The organism is Dolichospermum sp. UHCC 0259 (assembly GCF_009711935.1).
Lineage (GTDB): Bacteria > Cyanobacteriota > Cyanobacteriia > Cyanobacteriales > Nostocaceae > Dolichospermum.
The window spans coordinates 18452-35912 of the sequence record NZ_VIKX01000050.1; the positions used below are offsets into that span (position 1 = coordinate 18452).

The window sequence follows — 17461 nt, forward strand, 5'->3', positions numbered from 1 at the left end:
TATTCCCTATTACCCATTACCTATTACCCATTCCCCATTACCTAATCCAAAAGCCTGTGGATTTGTCTAGAGTTTTATTATATGTATCTCCCCCACTTCTGGGTGGACTAATTGGCTATTATACCAACGATATAGCCATAAAGATGTTATTTCGTCCCTATAAAGCAGTTTATATTTTTGGACAAAAATTACCGTTTACTCCTGGTTTAATTCCTAGTAATCAGGAACGGTTAGGACAAAATATCGCTAATGCGATTATGAAATCGCTCCTCACACCAGAAGAAATGCAAAATCTGGCGCGGAGACTGCTGGAAACTGAACGGCTACAAGGGGGAATTTTCTGGTTATTACGTTTGGTTGTTGATCAAGTTAAAGGTGATAAGAACCCTCGCAGCACTAAGATTTTAGCGGGAATTTTACGTGATTTATTAGGTGAATCCTTACCCCGGCTTTTAAAGGTTTTAGCGCGACAAGAAACATTTTTGGAAACGCAAATTAACCAGATATTTGATAAAGTGTTACTGGAATTTCAACTTAGCGATGAACAATCTATCCGGTTGGCTGATTGGTTATTAGAGATAGTTTTACCTCCAGATAGATTGCGACAAATTATTATTGATTTTTTAACAGATAGGACAATTCAAACTATTGATGAAAGTTTTCGAGAAAAAACTAGCGGTACTTATTGGGTAGTTGCAAATTTGTTTGGGTTAAAGAATACGCTGACTCGGTTGCGGACATTTTGCTTAGATGAAAAAGAACCAACTAATAAAAGACTACAAGAATTAATTAAAGATTTAAAAATGCGCGATCGCATTAAGGAATTGTTACAAAATTTATCTTTACAAAATCTCCCCGTTGGTACAGTGCGTCAACTGCGAAAAACGATTAGAGATAGTGTGCGTCAATATCTACAAAATAGTGGTAGTGATTTGCTCAAGGAATTAACGGAATCGGCTGACTGGGAAAGGATTTCTATTGTTTTACTAAATCGTTTAAGTAGTTCACCAGTTGTTAACACTTCTTTAGAAGTTGTGGCACGGGATTTGGCATTAATTTTAGAAAAGTATCTAGAAAAAGATTTAGAGGTGATTGTCGCTCAAGCAATTCCTGTTTTATCTATAGATCAAGTAATTGTAGAACGGGTAAAGGCTACTCCTCCGGCCGAGTTAGAAGATGCAATTGAGGGAATTGTCAGAAATGAATTACAAGCAATTGTCACTTTGGGTGGTATTTTAGGTTTTGTTGTTGGTTTGTTACAAGTAGGATTTTTATTTTTGAGTCAATCTATGTAATGGGTAATGGGTAATTGGTAATTGGTGATTTCTACTGACAACTGACAACTGACAAATCAAGATTGTTGTTTACCCTTAGAGGCACAATTTTTCCTCCAGCATTGTTCTAAAAGTTGAATGTGCCAAAGTATAGCAAACCTTTGGGGATTCCAGATGATTTGAATATGATGACTAAATAATGGCTGGTTTAAATATTGCCACAGAGGAAAGTTAATTTTTGTATATTTGGGATTCATGGGAGAAAAAGATACTATATAATTAATCGCTTCCGAAGTATCTGGCAATCTAGTTAATAAATTTCGACGGCTTATACCTTCATAATTTGAGATTAAACTAATATTTAACAATTGTCTTTGTGGAAATTACGGAACTTAAAGAAATTTAACTTTTGTAAGATTTAAAAAAATATCAGCAAATTCCGAATTTCTTGCTAGTCAATACGTTATTCCGTGTTTTCTATCTTGAGGGAGTAACTATAGCTACATTATTTCATTTATAATAAATCAAGCAAAAATGGTATACTATGTACTTTATGCTTTTCGCGGAAGCATAGGCACGGCCTGTTTTTAGTCAACCCAATATTTGATATGCAGTTAGAAGAAATTTTATCGGAACTAAAAAACAATACTGGAGTATTTCCTCGTCTAGCTTTGGAGAGAGCTATTGAAGAACAGGAAGCTATTACTCCTTTGTTGTTAGCAACTTTGGAAGAATGCAAAAATAATCTGGAAGAATTATTTGAAGAAGAAGCATATATTTTGCATCTTTATGCTCTATATTTATTAGCACAGTTTAGGGAGGCTAAAGCTTATCCGCTAATTATTGACTTTTTTTCAATTCCTGGTGATATCGCAGTAGATTTTGCTGGAGATGTAGTCACTGAAGATTTAGCAAGAATTCTGGCTTGTGTTTGTCATGGAAATATTGAGCCAATTAAGCAACTAATAGAAAATCAAGAAGCTAATGAATATGTGAGAGATGCGGCTCTACAATCATTAGTTGTTCTCGTTGTTCAAGGTATTCTTCCTAGAGAGCAGGTTATTCAATATTATGAGGAACTTTTTACAACTAAATTTACTAATGAACCTGATGATTCCTTGATTTGGACTCATTTAGTAATTAATAGTACGGATATTTGTCCTATTGAATTAAAGCATCATATTGACAAACTTTATGAACAGGATGTAATTGATAGGTGGTTTATAAGTCAAGAGAATGTAAATGATGTTATTGAAAGGGGTGTAGAAGCTGCCTTAGCTAAACTGAAAAAGAATCAACGTTATTCTTGGATTGATGATACTGTATCAGAAATGGAACGTTGGGCTTGTTTTCGAGCTAATACAGATAATAAAAGGGATATGTCGTCGCTATTAGAAAACTTTAAGTCATCAAATAAAAACTATATTTCCCCCATTGCTTTGGAAAGAAGTGATGGTTTCTTAAGAACAAATACAGATAAAGCTAAAGCTAATAAAAAGAAAAAAATGCAGAAAGAGTCTCGAAAGAAAAATCGTTCTAAGAAAAAATAATTTCCCAAGGGAGTCAGGACTTACGCAACTGGCACATTAGTAAGAGGATGTTTGAAAAGTTTTAGGTTGTGATTTTAGGCACTTACAGATCCCCCCTAACCCCCCTTAGCAAGGGGGGAACTAGAGTCAAAGTCCCCCTTTTTAAGGGGGATTTAGGGGGATCTAAAAATATTTGATACACCATGAGGGACTTTTCAAACACCCTCTAAGGTGTGGTTCGGCAAGCTCACCAACCACGTCAGATATCAACAATCTGGTTATTTGCAGTATTTATGCCGTCTGGCGCACCCTACAACAGATTTTTAGAAACACCAATTAAGGGCGGGGTTTCCCCGCCCCTACAGGTTTTACAATATTAAAGTGAAACGGTATATTCTTTAATAATATGAACCTGTTTTTCGGTGGTTAATAGCAGTCATAGCATCCGGTTTGAGTAATTTACCGTTGTCTACGGTTGCATAGATTACCCAATGATCACCACATTCTAGGCGCTGCTGCACTAGACATTCTAGATATGCACAAGCTTCTGTTAAAATGGTACAACCATTATCAGCTTCTGCTGTGGGGAAGTTAGCAAATCTGTTTTCTCCAGGTTTAAAACTTTTGCGGAAATGTTTCATGTATTCCACATGAATACCTTCAGGGAGAATATTGAGGACAAATTTACCACCAGGATATAATAGTGATTCGACGGCTCGCTCTTTGGCGATCGCTACAGTAATTCCCGGTGGATTAAATGTAGCCTGAGATACCCAAGCCCCCATCATGCCTGTCGAAAATTCTCCTTGTTTGGCGGCGATGACACAGACAGAACCAATAATTCGACCTACAGCTTGTTCTGTGGGGGTTGCAGCTTGTTGGGGAACGCGCACTTTCTTGGCTTTTCGCAAACTTTGAGCAAAGTCTGTACCGACTTCTTCGCAATATTTGAGAGTGACTTCATCTGGTTTAAATTTGACTTTCAAGGTATCAAAACCGAAGCGATAACCAGCGTCTCGGAGTTTGCATTCTACCAAGTCTAAAGCTTCACCACTCCAACCGTAAGAACCAAATACTCCCGCAGGTTTGGTGTTGTCTCCTGTAGAGAGGACGATACCTAATGCGGTGTGAATAGGCGTAGGTGCGTGTCCACCAATGGTGGGAGTACCAATGATAAAACCGTCTGCTTGTTCTAAGCTGGTGCGGATTTCGTCAGCGGAAGCAAATTCACAGTTGACAGATTTCACCGCAACGCCACCTTTGGTTAATCCTAACGCCATTGCTTGTGCTAAGGTGGCAGTGTTACCATAGGCGGAAGCGTAAAGAAGTGCTACGGATATTTCTCGATCTTTTTGAGCGCGACTCCATTCACCGTAGGATTTAGTTAGTTCGATTAAACTGGTGCGTACTAATGGTCCATGACCGACAGCATACATTCTTACCTGTAAATCGGAGATTTTCTCCAAAGCTGATTCCACATGAGTTGCATGGGGAGCCATGAGGCAATTAAAGTAATAACGTTGGTCTTCTTTGAAAGTTTCCCAATGATCATCAAATACTTCTTCTCCACAGATGTGAGCGCCAAATAGCTTATCTGTAAAGAGAATTTGGGTTTGTTGGTCATAAGTACAAAGTGCTTCTGGCCAGCGGGGACTGGGTGTAGGTAAGAATTTTAAGATATGACCTTTACCTAAATCGAGGGTTTCTTTCCCCCGCATGACGAGAACTTTGATATCTTGGTCGGTGAAAGCAGCGCGTAAATTATTCGCAGCGGGAAGAGAACAAACAAAGGTAATTTGTGGTGCGATCGCTAAAATTGCTTTTAAAGTAGGAATACGATTGGGGTTAAAATGTCCCAAAATTACATAATCCAACTTTTGCACATTAATAGTTTTCTGTAATGCTTCCAGATAAATTTCTGTAAATCCTTCTGCGGGAGCGTCTGTTAATGCAGTTTTATCGGCTTCTATTAAATAGCTATTAGAAGTAGTTCCCCGTTCTAAAGCATATTCAATTTCAAACCGCAACCGGGACTTACTACGCGATCGCATTACTTTTGTGTTAGTAGCAATTGGTAGTATTTGTACGTCCCTGGGTCTGGAATCGCTCATGGATACTTGTTGGGTTGAAAAAACTTGAGAAACCCAATTTTTAGCTGATGCAACTGCATTAGAAAATGAATCTGGAAGTGTCATAGTTATTATGAAAGATGGTTAGTTAATAATTAGGTAATGGGGTGCAGGGGTGCAGAGGAGCAGGGAGAATTATATTCTTCTTTCTTCTGAACTCCTGAACTCCTCTTAATAGTAATTCCCTACTTTGCGATGACGAACTGCGGTAATTCCATCAGGTTTGGAAACTTTGCCATCTTCAACTGTGCAGTATAAAATCCAGTGATCACTACATTCCATACTATTAACAACTTCACATTCCATGTATGCGAGTGCGTCGGTAAGAATGGGTGAACCGTTTTTAGCAGTTTGGGTTTTTACGTCTGCAAATCTATCAGCACCGGGATTTAAACGTTTGAGAAAATGCTTTTTCAGGTCTTGATAGTTGCCTTCTTCCAAAACATTAAGAACAAAGCGATCGCCTACGTGCAATAAACTATCTAAAGCGCGATCTTTGGCTACAGCAATCGTAAAACCTAAAGGCTGTAAACTGGCTTGTGTTACCCAAGAAGCGATCATTGCGCCGCTAATATCACCTTTTTTGGCAGTGACAATATACAAACCATTGCTAATTCTTCCCAACGCTTTTTCCATGTTCACGTCGAGAGATTTGATTTGTTTAATATTGCGTTCCCGGACTAATAATTGTCCCAAAGCATTGCCAGCTTCTATAAATTGTTTACAGGTGGAATCTGTGGGAGTTTCTTTAATACGAATAGCTGGGAAAGCTTCCTTAATACCTAAATCAATAAATTTGCGTCTGAGAGTATCAATCGGTTCATCATCGCCACCATAGGACTCAAATAAACCTACAACTTGCTTATTTTTAGCAACGGCTAATAAAGAACTAATTGCGGCTTGTGCTTTAATTGCACTAGTAGAAGGCATCCCTACAATTAAACCAGATGCTCGACCAGCTAATTCTTGAATTTCTTGACTTTCAGCGGTGTTTAAATCCAATACTTCTACACCAACACCAGCTTTTTGCAAACCATCACCAATGGCGTGTCCTAAGCGATCGCTATGTCCATAACCAGAGACATAAAACAAACCTACAGTAGTTTCTGTTTTTGCTTGTTTTTGACTCCAATTGTGATAATATTCAGTGAGAACATCGAGATTATGATGTAGTAATGGTCCGTGTCCATTGGCAATAATTTTAATTTCACCAAGTTCACCCATTCTCTTCATTGCATTCAGCAAAGAACGAGCATTTGGTCCCATTAAACAATCATAATAAAAGCGAAAATCAGCTTCAATTGCTTCTAAATCTTCGTCGAAAGTGCGATCATCACAGTAGTGCATTCCGAACGCATCACAAGTGTAGAGAACTTGGGTTTTGCGATCAAAGCTAAAAATAGTATCAGGCCAGTGTAAATTCGGCGCACTGACAAATTCTATTTCATGTTCTTTACCAATTTTAATGCGATCGCCACTTTTGACAATTCGCTTAGAAAAAGGTTCATGTACCAAACCTTCCAAAAATTGTAAAGCTACTTTAGAAGCTAAAACAGTCGCTCTTGGTGCTAACTGTAAAATATCTTCTACCAGACCACTATGATCAGGTTCAGTATGGCTAACAATTATATAATCAATCGTTTTAGGATTAACTAAACCCTTGAGAGTTTCTAAATATAATTCACGAAACTTCTGGTGAGAAGTATCAATTAAAACTGTTTGTTCACCTCTAATCAAATATGAATTATAGGTTGTACCATTTTGTAAACCAAATTCAATATCAAAACGATCCCGATCCCAGTCAAGAGAACGAATCGCAGTAGTATTAGGGGCAATTTCTACAGTTTGTATAGTTAATCGGTTCTGAACGTTCTCTGAGATAGCTACCATTATTTCACAAGAGTAAATAAATAAACAATCATTTCTTCTGCCCCCCATTGTCGCTATTATTTTTTTTTAAAGCTGTAATGAAAAATATATTTCGGAAAATTAAAGTTATAACAATAGATACAGTTTTTACTTGAGATTAGATTAAATTAGACTACGAAATCACAAACTACAGCAATAATCAATACCCTGTTTTTTGTAAGTATTATTTATACTTGTGTCCTATTGATAAAGTATACTAACTGTAGCCGTATTAATTATAAAACTAAGTTTACTTTTAAATCTTTATAATTTATGTTTAAACTTTACTATTGCTTGATATTTATTTTGTAACTTTCTTTTAGGATAGGAAAAGGACATTATTGATGTCAATATAAAAGTGTTTTATACAAAGAGTGCATAAGTAAATTTTATTGGCATACTATGATTATAACAGCGGCAGATTCTAAAAATTGGCTGCAAGGAAGCCGTTATAGTAATCGGGGAAGTGTTTATTTGTTTGCTCCGATGGTTAACTTCAATGTGATGGCGGAAGTTGGAGACACTCCCCCCTAATTTAAGATAATTGTACTTGCTTGAAAATTTAATGAATAATTCAACAATTACATCTTGATAGTAGTGAAAAAATTCCACACCTATTTTGATATAGCGTAAACAGATGTGATTGAATTGAAAGAACTATTTTGATATTTGGTAACTGAATCACTGAATTATAATCGCTTATCAAATTACTAACTTATATACAGCAATAGTTAGAAATTTGATGTTATGTCAAAGCTTTTAGCTTCAGTATTTATGAGTTCCAAATATAAAAAAGTATTTACTCTAATTTTCCACAAGTACATATAGCTTATGGCAAAATTTGCTGATGAATCAATACAGCATCTTTTGTATAGCAATTTATAACAATTAAATAACTTCTACTTAAGAGTCCTTTCTAGAACTTGAGGACTTACGTAAAAAATTTCTGAACCTCTCTTTTATCAGTGTTATCTAGTTTCCATTTCATTCAATATTTAGTGACTTTTGCGTAAGTCATAAACTTGTTGTGGGTTCTGCAAATACTTGAAAACTTCATATTATATTTCTTCTTGATCATTTGCAAACCCAAAATACAAATAGAGAAAAACTTGTTGGGAACAAGGTGTAAATAAAGAATGTCTCAACTTAGATATTTTACAATGGTGTAAATTTTCAATATCCCAATTTAGCCAAGCTGATAAACCTATGAATAAATGGCAATATTTTTCACAATTGAACCGCTTTAAACAAGTTTTATTAAATATTTTCATAGAAAGTGCTATCCTAACAGTTTTCTGGGGCGTAAAGTTATGTAATTTCCTATATCGCACTATTTTTGTCTGGATAGTTAGCTCAGTTTATATTCAGGATGGTGTTAAATCTAATGAGAAAAAACTTGTAAGGTCACATTATCTAACAACAAAAATTGATGAATCCTTAACACTAAATTCTAAAACTAAAGTCCTTGATTTAGCGATAAAAACTAAAAAAAAGTAATCTAACTTTGTTAGGACTTCTTCTAGCAAAACAAGGATTTTAGCAAGAGATACAAAATATAAACCTGCAACTCTTGTGGTTTGCAGGATATCAACAAAAATATCACAGGAGATTAGTTGAATGACTATAATGATAGAAAAATCTGCCGAAAAAAGACTTCATCTTCCTTATTTAGATGGATTACGTGGATTAGCATCTTTGTATGTTGTACTTGTTCATGTTGAACCAGGAATTGGGGATCAATTGCCTGAATCTTGGTCATTGTTTGTGAGAGCTATGAAATATGGCGCATTTAGTGTCATCAGTTTTATTGTTCTTTCTGGTTATGTTCTGATGCTGCCAGTAGCGCGTTCTGAAAATGGTCAGCTATCGGGAGGTTTCATGAATTATATTAAGAGGCGATCGCGGCGAATTCTCCCACCTTACTATATGATTTTATTTATCTGTGTACTACTAGCCGCAGTTGTATTTATTTTCGAGAAATTTACCAGTTTTCAATGGAATGAAATAGCCGGTCTTGGCTCATTTTCACCTAAATTCTCTTTTGTTGATTTTTTGCTTCACTTACTGATAATTCATAATCTCGACGGTAGTTCATATCTAACCATTAACCCACCAATGTGGACTGTGGCCTCAGAATGGCAAATATACTTTTTCTTTCCCCTATTGTTTTTACCTATATGGCGAAGGTTTGGATTATTTGTAGTTATCATTATTGCCTTTTTAATTGGTTTAACACCTGTATTTTTATTGAGTGGATTATTTGAATCCGCCAATCCTTGGTTTTTAGGTATATTCTGTTTAGGAATGGCAGCAGCAGATATTGGATTTTCTCGAAAACCCCAGTTAGTAGCTATCAGAAATTCTTTACCTTGGGGTTGGTTGACTGTTATCTTTACTGGTATTGCTTTTATAACTGAATGGCGACGATTAGGACTGCATATATGGATTAATCAAACTTTTGCCGGTCTGGCATTTGCCTGTCTATTTATTTCCTTAACTAAGTCAATAATTGAGGACAAACAACCATCTTTAATCCTACGGATCTTACAACATCCTTTAGCGATCGCCCTGGGAACATTTTCCTATAGTCTCTATCTCACTCATGGACCAGTTTTAGTTTTTGTGCGTTACTTCCTGTTTTACCTACCAATCTCACCAGATATGTTTGCAGCAGGATGTTATTTACTAGGTACAGTAATGTCACTCATTATCGCTTACTGGTTTTACTTATACTTTGAGCGTCCATTTATGTCTAGTTTTTTGAAAAAGCGGAAAGTTAAAGATGCCGTGATTGAATAAAAGTCTCAATTAATACCAGTTTTTGCAATTTCTAATTGCGGCTACGCAGACAAAACCCAGATGCTGCTTGGGTTAAAAATACCTGATTTTTGCAATAGTCCACTCAGGTGGACTTTGTTTGTGTATTAGCGACTTTTAGTCGCCCCATATTTTTATATTTTCTTTGCCGAGATTAACATTTCCATGATATTGTAAAAATTAATAATCAAACGCTAGTCAGATGTTAAGACCAGAAAAGCCTTTAACCATTAATACACAGAGAAACTGTCCACCTTGAAGATTTAGCTACAACTCTTAGGGTAGAGGTAAGCGCATCAAGTTTCTAAATATAGCTTTAGGTGATTAACCTTGTCTAAATTTGCTGCCAAGATAAATCAATTAAAAATTAATAATTAAAAATTTAAAAAAGCAGATAACACAAGCTTCTTTGATTTTACTCCTGGCTACTATTTATGTTTGAAAATAGCTAAATATTTCTGTGTAGGTAATTCTAGAACCGCAAAGAATTACGAGTTATTAATGACGAAATTATATAGGCAAGTGGGATACTTTAAGTGCAAATGATGCCCTGACAATTTTATTTTCATGAAAACATGAGGAGGAAACTTGAACAGAACAATTTTGAAGCGGGAATGGTTTTTTAACACCCAGCGAGACATTATGGCGGGTGCTGTGGTAGGACTAGCTTTGATTCCAGAAGCGATCGCATTTTCAATTATTGCCGGGGTAGATCCCAAAGTTGGGCTGTATGCTTCATTTATTATCGCCGTCATCACCGCGTTTTTAGGCGGCAGACCAGGATCAATTTCCGCCGCTACAGGAGCGATGGCTCTACTAATGATTGATTTGGTCAAAGATCATGGTTTGCAGTATTTATTCGCTGCCACCTTCCTTACAGGGGTCTTTCAAGTTGTGTTTGGGTTGCTCAAACTCGGTCGCCAAATGCGATTTGTCCCCAGGGCAGTCATGATTGGCTATATCAATGCGTTAGCAGTATTAATTTTCCTCGCCCAGTTGCCCCAACTAAGTAATGTCCCGCCTACCGTATATGTGTTAACTCTTCTTTCCTTGGGAATTATTTATATTTTGCCTCGCTTTACCAAAGCAGTTCCTTCGCCATTGGTAGCTTTAGCGGTGATGACCATAGCAGCGATCGCTCTCAAATTAGATGTTCCCACAGTTGGGGATATGGGACAATTACCCACCGCATTACCCAGTTTTGCCCTACCCCAAGTTCCATTCACCTTGGAAACATTAAAGATTATTTTGCCCTATTCTCTAACTTTAGCGATCGTTGGTTTATTAGCTTCATTCCTCACCGCTTCATTAGTAGATGAACTCACAGACACCCCCAGCGATAAAAATCAAGAAGCCAAAGGACAAGGTATTGCAAATATAGTTACTGCCTTCTTTGGCGGTATGGCTGGATGTGGCATGATTGGACAATCAGTAATTAATGTCCAGTCTGGTGGTAGAGGCAGACTTTCAACTTTAGCGGCTGGTATTTTCCTATTAATTGCCATTTTATTTTTGCAAGATTGGGTGAAGCAAATGCCCATGGCCGCCTTAGTTGCTGTCATGATAATGGTGTCAATTGGTACTTTTCGCTGGTCATCTTTCAAAAATCTTCCTCGCATTCCCCGCACAGAAACCGCCGTTATGTTAACGACGATGTTTGTAACAATTTTCACCCGAAATTTTGCTTTGGGTGTAGTGACAGGCATAGTTATGAGTACAGTATTTTTCTCTAACAAAATTGCCCAATTGGTATTTGTAGATAAAGTATTAAGTGAAGATGGTTTACATTGCATCTATAACGTAGCTGGGCAGATTTTCTTTTTATCCAGAGATGAATTTTTAGCATCTTTTGATTTTACAGAACTTGTAGAGCGTGTCACCATTGATTTAACTCATGCTCATCTTTGGGATCAAGGGGCAGTAGAGGTACTTGATCGAGCAGTGCTAAAATTTCGCCGCAATGGTGCAGAAGTAGAACTAATTGGACTCAATGAAGCTAGTGCTACCTTGCTGAATAAATTAGCAACTTCTCAAAAATCCGCTGCTTCCAAAAAGTAGTAGTTTACCTTTTACCCTTTAATTCCCAGCGAATAAAACCAGCATGAAAAATATTTTACTTTGTACCGATGGTTCAGCCTTTGCTGAAAATGTTTACAAATATGCAGCTTGGTTTGCTAATCAATTCCATGCCAAAATCAATGTTTTGTTTGTCACCGATATTCGCAGCCAAAAAGTAGTTTCTACTATCAATTTCAGTGGTAGTCTGGGACTTGGTGCTTCTGAAGAATTACTAAATGAATTAGTGAATTTAGAACATGAAAAAGCCAAGCTAAACAATAAACGGGCAAGATTGATCTTACAAAATGCCGCTGAAACTCTTAATGCAGAAGGCTTAGAAGATTTTACTGTCACTAATAAAACCGGATTCCTGGTAGATTGTTTTCAAGAATTTGCAGAAAATTCCGATTTGATTGTTTTAGGTAAACGGGGAGAAGCCGTAGATTTTGCATCTGGACATTTAGGATCAAATGTAGAGCGAATTGTCCGTAGTACCAAAAAACCGTGTTTAGTTACCACCCGTGAATATAGACCCATCGAACGAGTTTTAGTTGCTTACGATGGTAGTTTAACAGGGAAAAAGACACTAGAATTTTTAGTCAATTCTCCTTGCTTTCAAAATTTAGAAATACATCTATTGAAAGTAACTAAAAATGAAACCTATTCCAGAGCAGAAAACAGAGTCAATGAAGCTAGATATATTTTAGAATCAGCAGGTTTTCAGATAATTTCTAGTATTAGAGAAGGTGAATCGGAAGAGGTTATTAATAAATATATTTCTGAGCAAAATATCAGTCTTTTACTGATGGGAGCTTATGGACATAACCGCATTCGTCATTTAGTAATTGGTAGTACAACTGCCCAATTACTCAGAAGTAGCAATATTCCGGTTTTACTGTTCCGTTAAGATTAACTGCTGCCATTGTAGCTAAAAGTATCTCTCGGTAGATAACGTTGGTGCAGAACTATCAAGCATTGGTGTTAGATTTGAGTGAAGTTCCCAATATTGGCATTACGGCGGCGCTGGCCATTCATCGGAAAAATTTCTGGAAAGATTGCCGCTTATGTTATTAGTTCTCTCATTTCTTGGGCATTGACGGATAGAGACATTTTTGCGATGCCAGAGTTTTTACCTAGTTGGCAAATACCTATTGCAATGATCTGGTCAAGGAATAATATGGAATGTCTTTGATTGGCATCCAATAGTAATCAAAAAGCAAAACAATGTGTATTTAACTGTGATTTTGTCCATAACTATAGCAGTCCGATTTGATTGACGCAGATAGGGGTTTAGGATTGCTACATCCCTACTTGTCACTTGTTTTAATACCTATAGAACATTCTTTTGCAGAGAAATTACCAATTACTATTTACCAAATCAGTCCACTTTAACGGTAAACTCATATATTGCAGATCCCCGACTTCTTTGAGAAATCGAGGATCTAAATCCAAAATGTTTACCCTCATGACTGGAGAATTAAGACTTTGGGCATAGAACTACGCAGTTTCGTATTTCTAGACAATCTGCAACCTCAACACGCCGCATACATGGGAACAGTAGCCCAGGGTTTCTTACCATTACCGGGGGATACATCCCTATGGATTGAAATTTCCCCTGGTATCGAAATCAACAAGATTACCGACGTAGCCCTGAAATCCGCTTCCGTTCGTCCTGGAGTGCAAGTAGTAGAACGACTATATGGACTATTAGAAGTGCATTCTGGCTCTCAAGGGGAAACAAGAGCCGCTGGAGATGCGATTTTGGCATTCATGGGAGTGAAAAAAGAGGAATGTCTCAAACCTCGCGTAGTTTCTAGCCAAATTATCCGCAATATAGACGCTTACCAAACCCAACTGATTAACCGTACCCGACGAGGACAACTGCTATTAGCAGGACAAACCCTCTATGTATTGGAAGTTGAACCAGCCGCTTATGCAGCACTAGCAGCTAATGAAGCAGAAAAAGCAGCGCAAATTAACATCCTCGAAGTTCAAGCTGTAGGTAGTTTTGGCAGACTTTATTTAGGTGGCTCAGAACAGGATATTTTAGCAGGAGCAGCGGGCGCTTTAGCCGCAATTGAAAACTCACCTGGAAGGGAAAATTCCCAAGGTAAGCGTAACGAATAAAGGAACAAGATTGACGCAACTAACATATTAGTAGGGTGCGTCAGATGTTAAAAATCTGTTTATTCTTACCCCATAATCGAGTCTGACGCACCTTACAAGAAATATTAAATGTGAAACTTGCGTAAGTCCTAAAGGAGCAAAAAATGGCAAATCAACAACATCTCAATGTATTACGTTCAGGAGCAGTTACCTGGATAGAATGGAGAAACAAAAATTCCCAAATTGAAATTGATCTTAGTGCTGCAAATCTACTAGGAGAAAACCTCCGGGGTGCAAATCTCCAAGGGGTCAATTTGAATAAAGTAAATTTAGCTCATGCTTTATTAGTGCGAACTAACTTCAGTTATGCCAATCTCAGTAATGCTATTTTTTATCAAGCCAAATTAATCGAAGCTAACTTGACTCAAGCTAACTTGAGTATTGCTAATTTGAGTGGGGCAATTTTAACCCAGGCTAATTTAAGTTTTGGCAACTTTATTGGTGCTAATTTTAGTAGTGCAAATCTGGAAAATACTATCATTAACGATGCCAATTTAATTGGTACAGATTTCCAAAATGCTAATTTAAAAAATGCTGATTTAGCAGCGTCCCAACTGATTCGCAGTAACTTATGTTTTGCAACTTTAATTGCAGTTAATTTAATTACCGCTAACTTGAGTGAAGCAAATTTATATGAAGCAGAATTAATGACTGCTCAACTTTATCAAGCCAACCTACATAAAGCTAATTTAACAAAAGCTCATTTAGGAAACGCATTTTTATCTAAAGCTAATTTAACAGAAGCAAATTTAACAGAAGCAGATTTAAGTTGGGCAAATTTAAAAGGTGCGAACTTAGCAGGAGCAAATTTAAAAGGTGCAAATATTCGCGGCACAAATTTTCAGGGAGCAAATCTAAAAGGGACGATTTTAGAGAATAACTTAGAATTATTAACACCCAAGAAATGCAATTAACGGTAACGAGGGTTAAAATAAAATCAACTGTAACACACCAGATTGATAATATGAATGCTCATAAAATCGAAACATCCTTAACTGAAGATGGAACTTTGGTATTAAAAGGTTTACCTTTCCATGCTGGTGATGTTGTGGAAGTGATTATTTTACAACCTCAAACCGCACAACATCAAATTAAATCTCTAGAAACACAAAATACCAATCTTTATCCTTTACGTGGCAAAGTGATCCGTTATGATGATCCTACTGAACCTGTAGCTTTAGAAGAAGATTAGAAATTTTATCAAGAAAAATAAATCAATGCACATTCAAAAAGTTATGATCAAAAACTTCCGCTGCTTTGAGCATTTAGAAGTTAATTTAGATCCCGATATTAATATTTTTGTTGGCAATAATGGATCGGGTAAAAGTGCATTATTGGATGGTATTGCTGCGGCAATGTATCCGTATGTGGCTGAAATTCAAAAAATTGTAAATAAAGAACAAGAAGTATCTCCAGTTTTGCAACGAGATTTACCTGTCAAGCAAAATAGCAGTGAACAAAGGAATCATCCAGAATTTACTTTATCAACTACGAGTTTACCAGAGTGGACAATTATTTACAAAGATCCGCCAAGTGAGAATGATGTAGATGATAAAAAAAGGAGAAAATCGTCAATGTTACTTGTCTCACACACCTCAAGAGCTTTACAAGAAGGGACTAAAAAGCTTTATTCTGAATTACTATATAACTGTGATACTTTACGGTATGACAAAACATCTGAATTTTCTGTCATAGCTTACTATCAAAGTAATCGTAACTTAACTAATATTGCTGATATTGAAAATATTTCCAATCAGTCTTTTGATAGATTTGATACTTTAAATAAAGCCTTTAATGCAACAGCTAACTTCACAGATTTAGTTAACTGGTTTTTTGTGCGGGAGTACGAAGAATTAAGAGAGGGAAGAAATCGCAAAGATATCAATTTTGAACTTTCTGTTTTAAAGCAGGTAAGAAATGCTATTTCTACCATTATTGCTCCTAATGCTCGTGTTTATTTTTCAGGTGCAACATCTGCAAAATTGATGGTTGAGTGGACAATGGAAACAGGAGAGAAAAGAGAACTTTTACTAAGTCAATTAAGTGCAGGTTATCGCAATATGTTGGCGTTGGTAATGGATTTTGCGCGACGTTTAGCACAAGCAAATCCAGATATGGAAAACCCATTATCAGCAGAAGCCATTTTGATGATTGATGAGTTAGATTTGCATTTACATCCAACTTGGCAACAAAAGATTATTCCTGATTTAAAAAAGGTATTTCCCAATACTCAAATTATCGCCACTACCCACAGTCCTGAAGTTGTAACAACTGTGAAACAAAATCAGGTGAAGATATTAGAAAATTATCAAATAAAGGAATGTCCTGAACCTACAAAGGGAAGAAACAGTTCAGATATTGTCAGATCAGTTTTAGGATTGAGTGATTTAAGACCAGATACAGAAGAATCAAGAACACTTACACGCCTTTTTGAAGCAATTGATAATGGTCAATTAGAAGAAGCAAAACGCCTTAAAAAAGAATTACAACACTGGGAATCTTTTGATCCAGATATGACTAGAGCAGATATGCAAATACGCCGATTAGAACGGAGGAATGCGGTGTGAAAAAAGTGCTGAAATCCCCAGAACCAGCGGAAATTAAAAACTATAAAAAGCGATATTATTCTCAATTTAAACGATGGAATGATTTAAAAAAGAATAAAGAAACTTTAAATGCAATTCGTAAAACTTTAGTATCTGATCAAAAAGGACTTTGTGCTTATTGCGAAATAAATCTACATGAAAGAGATAGATCAGTTGAACACTTTATACCCTGTCACACATCAACTTCAGAGAAAAATCATGATCTAGATTGGCTAAATATGATGGCTATCTGTCAAGGTGGACTGCAAAACGTAGAAATTCCTGGTGAAGATGATAGTATAAGAAACTCACGACCTCCGAATAATTTTCCTTGCTGTGGTGCAGCAAAGCATGGGTTCATCCCTGATGGTCAATTATTAAATCCTCTCAATTTACCAACATTACGTTTATTCAAATTCAGTAGTAAAGATGGTGAAATTAGACCTGATGAAGACGCTTGTTTAAAGTCTGGTATTCCTATAGAAAATGTTCAATTTACTATTGATACCCTGGAACTTAATGTTCAAAGATTGAAAGATCAACGATTAGTTGTAATTGATGAAATAGAAAAAGAACTTGATGATGAGACAATTGATATAAATGATTTAGAAGAGAAAGTTGCAGCCGAATATTTTGGTCATGGTACAGACGATTGGCCTCCGTTTTTCACAACTCTTCGCTGGGTTTTAGGTGCAGGTGCAGAACGACATCTTATGAATATTTCGTATTCAGGTTAAGATTATCCAGAACAATAAATAAGATCCGCTAAGATCCCCGACTTCTCTAAGAAGTCGGGGATCTGACTTGAGCAACATTTGATTAAACAAAATAAAATCTGCCCTTTCATCTATCTAAAGAAATAGATTTTAGTTTGTAATTAATCTAAAATTAACCTATTGATAAAAAAACTCTTTTTTTTGAACAAAGCTTCAATTTTTGGAAAAAGTCTGATAGATTATCGGTATTGAGTTTTTCATTGTCCACTCAATTCTCTA

The 17461-nt window shown here is 36.4% G+C and carries 15 protein-coding genes; 12 read left to right on the plus strand and 3 right to left on the minus strand.

The window, feature by feature from the left end; translation table 11 throughout:
• Positions 1–56 precede the first annotated feature (56 nt).
• On the plus strand, positions 57–1295 hold the full coding sequence (locus FJR05_RS04130) for a DUF445 family protein (RefSeq protein ID WP_168642931.1): 1239 nt from the start codon (positions 57–59) through the stop codon (positions 1293–1295).
• A 56-nt stretch (positions 1296–1351) separates the two neighbouring features.
• Here the strand turns inward: FJR05_RS04130 and FJR05_RS27135 are convergent, their stop codons facing one another.
• Entirely contained in the window at positions 1352–1642 is a 291-nt protein-coding gene (locus FJR05_RS27135; RefSeq protein ID WP_254446706.1) for a cupin domain-containing protein, read from the minus strand.
• Positions 1643–1882: 240 nt separating this feature from the next.
• Between FJR05_RS27135 and FJR05_RS04140 the strand changes: the two genes are divergently transcribed.
• Complete coding sequence (locus FJR05_RS04140) at positions 1883–2824, plus strand: DUF1186 domain-containing protein (protein WP_168642932.1); 942 nt, start codon at positions 1883–1885, stop codon at positions 2822–2824.
• A gap of 377 nt (positions 2825–3201) precedes the next feature.
• On the opposite strand, the gene FJR05_RS04145 is transcribed toward FJR05_RS04140, so the two are convergent.
• A complete protein-coding gene (locus FJR05_RS04145; protein ID WP_168642963.1) occupies positions 3202–4914 on the minus strand; it encodes a diflavin flavoprotein in 1713 nt (570 codons plus the stop codon).
• 189 nt (positions 4915–5103) lie between these two features.
• Positions 5104–6822: a diflavin flavoprotein gene (locus FJR05_RS04150; protein WP_168642933.1), complete on the minus strand. Its 1719-nt coding sequence runs from the start codon at positions 6820–6822 to the stop codon at positions 5104–5106.
• 420 nt (positions 6823–7242) lie between these two features.
• Between FJR05_RS04150 and FJR05_RS27555 the strand changes: the two genes are divergently transcribed.
• The 10 genes from FJR05_RS27555 to FJR05_RS04195 all read left to right on the plus strand — a co-directional run bounded on the left by FJR05_RS27555 (position 7243) and on the right by FJR05_RS04195 (position 17203).
• Entirely contained in the window at positions 7243–7374 is a 132-nt protein-coding gene (locus tag FJR05_RS27555; RefSeq protein WP_256376170.1) for a hypothetical protein, read from the plus strand.
• Between the two features lie 672 nt (positions 7375–8046).
• Positions 8047–8337, plus strand: a complete 291-nt coding sequence (locus FJR05_RS04155; RefSeq protein ID WP_168642934.1) for a hypothetical protein — start codon at positions 8047–8049, stop codon at positions 8335–8337.
• 120 nt (positions 8338–8457) lie between these two features.
• Positions 8458–9639, plus strand: coding sequence for an acyltransferase (locus tag FJR05_RS04160; protein ID WP_168642935.1), 1182 nt, complete (start codon positions 8458–8460; stop codon positions 9637–9639).
• A gap of 660 nt (positions 9640–10299) precedes the next feature.
• Entirely contained in the window at positions 10300–11715 is a 1416-nt protein-coding gene (locus FJR05_RS04165) for a SulP family inorganic anion transporter (RefSeq protein WP_168642964.1), read from the plus strand.
• Between the two features lie 43 nt (positions 11716–11758).
• Positions 11759–12622 (plus strand): universal stress protein, encoded by an 864-nt coding sequence (locus FJR05_RS04170; RefSeq protein ID WP_168642936.1) that lies wholly within the window; start codon positions 11759–11761, stop codon positions 12620–12622.
• 578 nt (positions 12623–13200) lie between these two features.
• A complete protein-coding gene (locus tag FJR05_RS04175; protein ID WP_168642937.1) occupies positions 13201–13842 on the plus strand; it encodes a hypothetical protein in 642 nt (213 codons plus the stop codon).
• A 143-nt stretch (positions 13843–13985) separates the two neighbouring features.
• Entirely contained in the window at positions 13986–14795 is an 810-nt protein-coding gene (locus tag FJR05_RS04180) for a pentapeptide repeat-containing protein (RefSeq protein WP_168642938.1), read from the plus strand.
• 50 nt (positions 14796–14845) lie between these two features.
• A complete protein-coding gene (locus tag FJR05_RS04185; RefSeq protein WP_027402827.1) occupies positions 14846–15073 on the plus strand; it encodes a hypothetical protein in 228 nt (75 codons plus the stop codon).
• A 25-nt stretch (positions 15074–15098) separates the two neighbouring features.
• The gene (locus FJR05_RS04190; protein WP_168642939.1) at positions 15099–16448 is read left to right on the plus strand and encodes an AAA family ATPase; all 1350 of its coding nucleotides are present in this window, start codon (positions 15099–15101) and stop codon (positions 16446–16448) included.
• Positions 16445–17203: a retron system putative HNH endonuclease gene (locus FJR05_RS04195; protein ID WP_168642940.1), complete on the plus strand. Its 759-nt coding sequence runs from the start codon at positions 16445–16447 to the stop codon at positions 17201–17203. The genes FJR05_RS04190 and FJR05_RS04195 overlap by 4 nt, the downstream gene beginning before the upstream one ends.
• Positions 17204–17461 lie beyond the last annotated feature (258 nt).

Coding starts and splice junctions, on each gene's coding strand:
- FJR05_RS04140 (WP_168642932.1), top strand. CDS start 1,883: ATGCAGTTAGAAGAAATTTTATCGGAACTAAAAAACAATACTGGAGTA.
- FJR05_RS04145 (WP_168642963.1), bottom strand. CDS start 4,914: ATGAGCGATTCCAGACCCAGGGACGTACAAATACTACCAATTGCTACT.
- FJR05_RS04150 (WP_168642933.1), bottom strand. CDS start 6,822: ATGGTAGCTATCTCAGAGAACGTTCAGAACCGATTAACTATACAAACT.
- FJR05_RS27555 (WP_256376170.1), top strand. CDS start 7,243: ATGATTATAACAGCGGCAGATTCTAAAAATTGGCTGCAAGGAAGCCGT.
- FJR05_RS04155 (WP_168642934.1), top strand. CDS start 8,047: ATGAATAAATGGCAATATTTTTCACAATTGAACCGCTTTAAACAAGTT.
- FJR05_RS04160 (WP_168642935.1), top strand. CDS start 8,458: ATGACTATAATGATAGAAAAATCTGCCGAAAAAAGACTTCATCTTCCT.
- FJR05_RS04165 (WP_168642964.1), top strand. CDS start 10,300: ATGGCGGGTGCTGTGGTAGGACTAGCTTTGATTCCAGAAGCGATCGCA.
- FJR05_RS04170 (WP_168642936.1), top strand. CDS start 11,759: ATGAAAAATATTTTACTTTGTACCGATGGTTCAGCCTTTGCTGAAAAT.
- FJR05_RS04180 (WP_168642938.1), top strand. CDS start 13,986: ATGGCAAATCAACAACATCTCAATGTATTACGTTCAGGAGCAGTTACC.
- FJR05_RS04185 (WP_027402827.1), top strand. CDS start 14,846: ATGAATGCTCATAAAATCGAAACATCCTTAACTGAAGATGGAACTTTG.
- FJR05_RS04190 (WP_168642939.1), top strand. CDS start 15,099: ATGCACATTCAAAAAGTTATGATCAAAAACTTCCGCTGCTTTGAGCAT.